The sequence below is a fragment of the Bacillus sp. JJ1532 genome, from assembly GCF_036965085.1.
GTDB lineage: Bacteria > Bacillota > Bacilli > Bacillales > Cytobacillaceae > Cytobacillus.
This window is the reverse complement of record NZ_JBALOW010000066.1, coordinates 1-5,455: the sequence shown is the minus strand read 5'-3', so window position 1 is coordinate 5,455 and position 5,455 is coordinate 1. Positions and strand designations below refer to the sequence as shown.

5 protein-coding genes are annotated in these 5,455 nt (G+C 36.2%); 4 read left to right on the top strand and 1 reads right to left on the bottom strand.

What is annotated here, in order from left to right; all coding sequences use genetic code 11:
* Positions 1 to 193 precede the first annotated feature (193 nt).
* Entirely contained in the window at positions 194 to 1,810 is a 1,617-nt protein-coding gene (locus V7122_RS19815) for an FMN-binding glutamate synthase family protein (RefSeq protein WP_335488905.1), read from the bottom strand.
* Between the two features lie 397 nt (positions 1,811 to 2,207).
* Between V7122_RS19815 and V7122_RS19810 the strand changes: the two genes are divergently transcribed.
* The 4 genes from V7122_RS19810 (at position 2,208) to V7122_RS19795 (ending at position 5,292) form a co-directional block, all read left to right on the top strand.
* A complete protein-coding gene (locus V7122_RS19810; protein ID WP_335348324.1) occupies positions 2,208 to 3,185 on the top strand; it encodes a ribose-phosphate diphosphokinase in 978 nt (325 codons plus the stop codon).
* Positions 3,186 to 3,366: 181 nt separating this feature from the next.
* The gene (locus V7122_RS19805; protein WP_335488910.1) at positions 3,367 to 3,918 is read left to right on the top strand and encodes a cysteine hydrolase family protein; all 552 of its coding nucleotides are present in this window, start codon (positions 3,367 to 3,369) and stop codon (positions 3,916 to 3,918) included.
* Positions 3,919 to 4,206: 288 nt separating this feature from the next.
* Positions 4,207 to 4,857, top strand: a complete 651-nt coding sequence (locus V7122_RS19800; RefSeq protein WP_335348325.1) for a protein kinase family protein — start codon at positions 4,207 to 4,209, stop codon at positions 4,855 to 4,857.
* A 42-nt stretch (positions 4,858 to 4,899) separates the two neighbouring features.
* The gene (locus V7122_RS19795; RefSeq protein ID WP_335348326.1) at positions 4,900 to 5,292 is read left to right on the top strand and encodes a sporulation protein; all 393 of its coding nucleotides are present in this window, start codon (positions 4,900 to 4,902) and stop codon (positions 5,290 to 5,292) included.
* Positions 5,293 to 5,455 lie beyond the last annotated feature (163 nt).

Sequence of the window (5,455 nt, the reverse complement as noted above, 5' to 3'; positions counted from 1 at the left end):
TTAGTGTTTTTTAATCGAACCAACAAAAACGAGTGCTATGAATACTACATGGTACTTATAATAAATAAACATTCAATTTGATTCCGATTTTAACAATTGATACTTAGGAGGATCATTAAAGTTCCTACGGGGAGGCATTATATTTAGACAAAAAAAGTCTGTCACAATCTTCTTGTAACAGACTTTCTCTTATTTATGAAATAGAAATGAGTTGTTTTTTATCTTCATTTTGTTTTACATGCTCAATCGTTTTTACATGAAAGTTTTGATCTACAAATACGACATGTTTTTCATTGAATTGTCTAGGTGATGTCAAACCTGCAGCTGCTGCTAGCGTAAACAATTCTTCACGAAGCGTTGTTATATAGTTTGTCACCCGGTATCTTTTCTCTTCTATGACTAAAGCTTTTTGAAGCTTTGGATTTGTTGTGGCCACTCCTACTGGACATTCGTTGGATTGACATTTTTGGGCACCGATACATCCGACTGAAATCATCAAGCCTCTGGCAACGTGTACAATATCTGCTCCAAGAGATAGCGCAATGGCAATTCGATCTGGAGAGAATAATTTACCGCTGGCAATTAACGTGACTTTGTCTCGCATATTATATTTCTTCAATACTCTTTGAGCTATCATTAAAGCAGGTTTAATTGGGAGTCCGACAGAATCAGCCATTGCTTGATAAGTCGCTCCAGTTCCGCCTTCTCCGCCATCAATGGTGATGAAATCAGGGTATCTTTTCATAATCGCCATATAAGCAGCAAATTCTTCAAATGTTTCTTCACTGCCGATGACCATTTTAATTCCGACAGGCTTACCGGATTCGTCCCGTATTCTTTCAATAAAGTCCATCATGGAATCCAAATCATCGAATTCCTCAAAACGGTTCGGTGAATCAATGGTTTTATATGGTTCTACTCCTCGGATCTCAGCAATTTCAGGCGTGACTTTTGAACCTTCAATGTGACCACCCCGAATTTTCGCCCCTTGCCCTAGTTTAATTTCAAAAGCCTTCACTTGTGGATTGCTTGCTTTTTCACGAAGCAAATCATATGAAAAGCTTCCGTCAGGATTTCTAAATCCAAACTTCGCTGGGCCAATTTGGACCATAATGTCTGCTCCGCCTTTTAAATGGTGGGGCGATAGTCCGCCTTCACCTGTATTCATATAGGCACCTGCGTCTTTCAAACCATAGGAGAGTGCCGAAATCGCATGATCGCCAAGGGCTCCGTAGCTCATTCCGCTCATGGCCACAGGGCTTTTGATCGTGAATGGATAGCGGCAGGAGTCTTTTCCTATAATAATCTTATCTGCATCTGTATAGTGCCACGGCTTTATTTGAGCTTGCTCTCGATGCTCATGACGGGAAAAAAGTGTATCTTTATCCTCCACATATTTATGTGTAGTAATAAGGTTTTCATTATCAGCTTGTAAATCTGTGAGTTGTTTCGCAAAAAATGCATTTCGAATATAAAAACCGGGTTTGTCAAAATCGCGCTTGCTTCCGAAAGCAATGATGTTTTTAGCGTATTTCCCTGATTTCACAATATATTGAAAGTCTAGTCGTGAAAAAGGCTTAGCTTCATGATCTCCTTCAAAAAAGTACTGTCTTAACTCTGGACCAATATGTTCGGAAAGATACCGAATACGAGAAAGGATAGGGAAATTTCGTCTGATTGAGTGCTGAGTTTGTGACAAATCCCGCTTTCTAATGACCAATACTGAAACCAATACAATAAGAATCAGTAATAAGGTGACGATAAAAAGGACTGATACCCCAATTATCATGATGTTGCTAAAAGTGCTCATTTCTACACTTCCTCCTAGGATTTTTGAAAAAAGTAATAAGAATTCAAGCTTGGTACTACTTCGGAAGTAGTCTCACAAACTACCATACAATAATGCAAGAAGTATGCCAAGTCTAGTTTTATAGGGATATATGTTGTACAATGATTTATTATGTGATTCACATGCAAGACTTTTTTGCTCTATAATAGAGATTTTGCGCAAAATTTACTTGCGTACTAGTGTTTTGTATTGGTGAAAATAGGTTTTCCTAATAGAAGAAAAGGCAGCATCGTATTGAGCCACTCGCTGTTCGTTTATTTCTATTTAAATGAGGTACATTTCATTGGTTTGCATAAGCAGTTAAAGCTTTCTTCATAACTACATTTCATGTAATATAAAGTAATGATAATAACCAAAAATGATAAAATACCTTGGAGGTAAAACGGTGTCATACATACTAAAAGACAATTTCAAAATGTTTACCTTAAACTCAAATCGTGAGCTTGCTGAAGAAATGGCACAGGTTCTAGGTTGTGAGCTTGGGAAATGCTCAAGCAAACAATTCAGTGATGGAGAAATTCAAATTCAAATTGAAGAGAGTGTCAGAGGAAGTGAAGTATTTTTAGTTCAATCGGCTTCAGAGCCTACGAATGAACATATCATGGAACTCCTTATTATGATTGATGCTTTAAAAAGAGCTTCTGCTAAAATGATCAATGTTGTAATGCCTTACTACAGCTATGCGCGTCAAGATCGAAAAGCCCGTTCTAGGGAGCCCATTACAGCTAGGCTCATTGCTAACCTATTGGAAATGGCAGGAGCAACTAGGATCCTGACAATCGACTTCCATTCTCCGCAAGTGCAAGGCTTTTTCGACAAACCCGTGGATCATCTAACCGGAATTCCAATTCTGGCTGATTATTTTAAGAAAAAGGCATTGGATGATCTTGTCATTGTGGCCCCGCATAATGGAGGAGTTGTTAGGGCAAGAAAGATGGCTAATTTGCTCAATGTGCCACTGGCCCTTATTGATCGCCGTCGTCCTGAGCATAATGAAACGGAAATCATGCACATTATCGGGAATATTGAAGGGAAAAACGCCATTATTATTGATGATTTAATTGATACAGCTGGAACCATTACGACTGGTGTTCATGCTTTAATCGAGAATGGAGCAAAAGCGGTATACGCCTGCTGCACCCATGCACTTCTATCGGGCCCTGCTATTGAACGGATCGAGTCCTCACCCATTAAAGAATTAGTAGTTACGAATACAATTAAGCTATCTGAAGAAAAACGAATAGATAAAATTACTTTATTATCTGTTGCTCCATTACTTGTAGAAGCAATCGATCGTATTCACAATGAAAAAGCTGTGAGCCCATTATTTGAATAAAGAAAAGGATTTATGTAATGAAAGGAAGTTGATGTTTTCAACTTCCTAATTTTTTTTCTAAAGATTAAGGGTCAATCAAATTCAATAACCTACTTAATTAGTTGAATATTAAGAAGCGCAAAGATAAGATTGAATTGGAAGATGAATGAAAGTAATCAAAATAGTAGGAGTGTGCATAGCTATGAAAAAGGCATTAATTAATGTAGATTACACCTATGATTTTGTTGCAGAAGACGGCGCATTAACATGTGGAAAACCCGGTCAAGCTTTAGAAGAGAGAATTACAGAAATCACAAAAGAATTTATAGAAAAAAATGATTATGTCGTTTTTGCAATAGATGTCCATGAAGAAGGAGATCCCTTTCATCCAGAAACGAAATTGTTTCCGCCCCATAATATTAGGCATACAAAAGGAAGAGATTTGTATGGTGCACTGAAGGATGTTTACGATGAAAATAAGATGAGAAAGAATGTTCAATATATAGATAAAACAAGATATTCCGCTTTTGCCGGGACAGATCTATCTATAAAACTTAGAGAGCGGGGAATTACAGATATTTATATAGTAGGTGTATGTACAGATATTTGTGTCCTTCATACGGCTATTGATGCCTATAACCAAGGTTACAATATTTTTATCTATGAAGACGCCGTTGCTTCTTTCAATCCAACCGGGCACGAATGGGCGCTTACACATTTTGAGAAAACTCTTGGTGCTACAATTATTAAGTAAGGAATAATAAAGTGATTAATCTTTAAAAAACGGGCTGTTTATTTGACTCATTTAAAAATTGCTATTATACTATGATTAACGAAAACGAATAATTCTTCCGTTTAAGGGGAGTAGCAATACAATAAAGTCGTCATTACGGGATTAAATCCTCGGCTTTATTGGCAATTTTAATTTGTTTGCGAGACCTTACCGATTTTTTGGTAAGGTCTTTTTGTATAAGGCGTTATAACCAGAAAATCGGTTATAACGCCTTTTTTGATTGTTCGTTAAACAAATAACTAGGGGAGCGTGTCTACTATTTTTCAATTTACTAATTTAGCCGAAAGTGTCAAAATGATCACTACTCATAACGAACAAAAGCTTTTGGATTACGATAAATCGCTAACTTTGATTGGAAAGGGAAGAAGTGCGTATGTATTTAGAATTCAACAATCTACTAAAGCAATAAAGGTATTTTTCCCTGATTATACCCATCTAGCTAAGGAGGAGGGGGAAATTTACAAATCGATTCAGCATATCCGTTATTTTCCCACTCTATATGAAGCAGGCCCTAATTATTTAGTCATTGATTATATAGATGGGCATACACTTTTTGAATGCCTAACAAAGGGAATACCGATTTTTGAAGAAAAGGTAAAGGAAATAGATGCAGCTTTACAGCTAGCTAGAGAACAAGGGTTAAATCCATCTGATATTCATTTGCGAAACATTATTATTACATCTAATAATGAAATTAAAATTATTGATGTAGCTCGATTTAGACAATCCAAATTATGCACCCAGTGGGCGGATTTAAAGGAAGCGTTCTACCGCTTCTATAATAAGCGCTATTTACCGAAGAAAATTCCCGATTTTTTATTGAATGGTATTGCTTTTATTTATAAAAAACTTCAAAATGGAAGCTTTAATAGAGAGACGAGTTCAAAATTCATTCATTAATAAATAGACACAAGAACCCAAAATATAAACAGGAGAGTATACATGATATTAAGAAAATATATGGCATTAATAGGAATAGGTTCAGCACAGATTGATCTGATACTTGATAAAGAAATATACCGTCCAGGTGAAGTCGTAAAGGGGCATTTCTTGATTAAGGGAGGCACGATATCACAAGAACTGAAAAGGATAGATTGTGATTTGGTCACCTTTAATAGGACAGATGAAAGCGAAGAAATTGTGGATTCTATCACTATATTAACTACTAAAATCATTCAGTCTGAAGCTGTTAATAAAATTCCATTCTCATTCCTTTTGCCAAACAATGCCAGAATATCGACAGACACTTTATCTTATCGATTTAAAACAAGACTGGCCTTCAAACAAGGCGTGGAAAGCTTGGATCAGGACGCCATTCGGATTGTTCAAGATTAGTGAGCTTATCCTAAACGAAAAGTAGTAATAACAATAATAGAGGAGTTTAATAGCGAACAGCAAATGTCACTGTTCGCTATTTTTATATCCAAACCATTAATAACCAAATATGGATTTAGGCTGAAAAAGAACAGAGTAAATGTAAATAAATATGTCATATATA

What these genes read in the sequence shown, in the direction of transcription:
- V7122_RS19815 (WP_335488905.1), bottom strand. Translation starts at nt 1,810, where the DNA reads ATGAGCACTTTTAGCAACATCATGATAATTGGGGTATCAGTCCTTTTT.
- V7122_RS19810 (WP_335348324.1), top strand. Translation starts at nt 2,208, where the DNA reads ATGATAAAATACCTTGGAGGTAAAACGGTGTCATACATACTAAAAGAC.
- V7122_RS19805 (WP_335488910.1), top strand. Translation starts at nt 3,367, where the DNA reads ATGAAAAAGGCATTAATTAATGTAGATTACACCTATGATTTTGTTGCA.
- V7122_RS19795 (WP_335348326.1), top strand. Translation starts at nt 4,900, where the DNA reads ATGATATTAAGAAAATATATGGCATTAATAGGAATAGGTTCAGCACAG.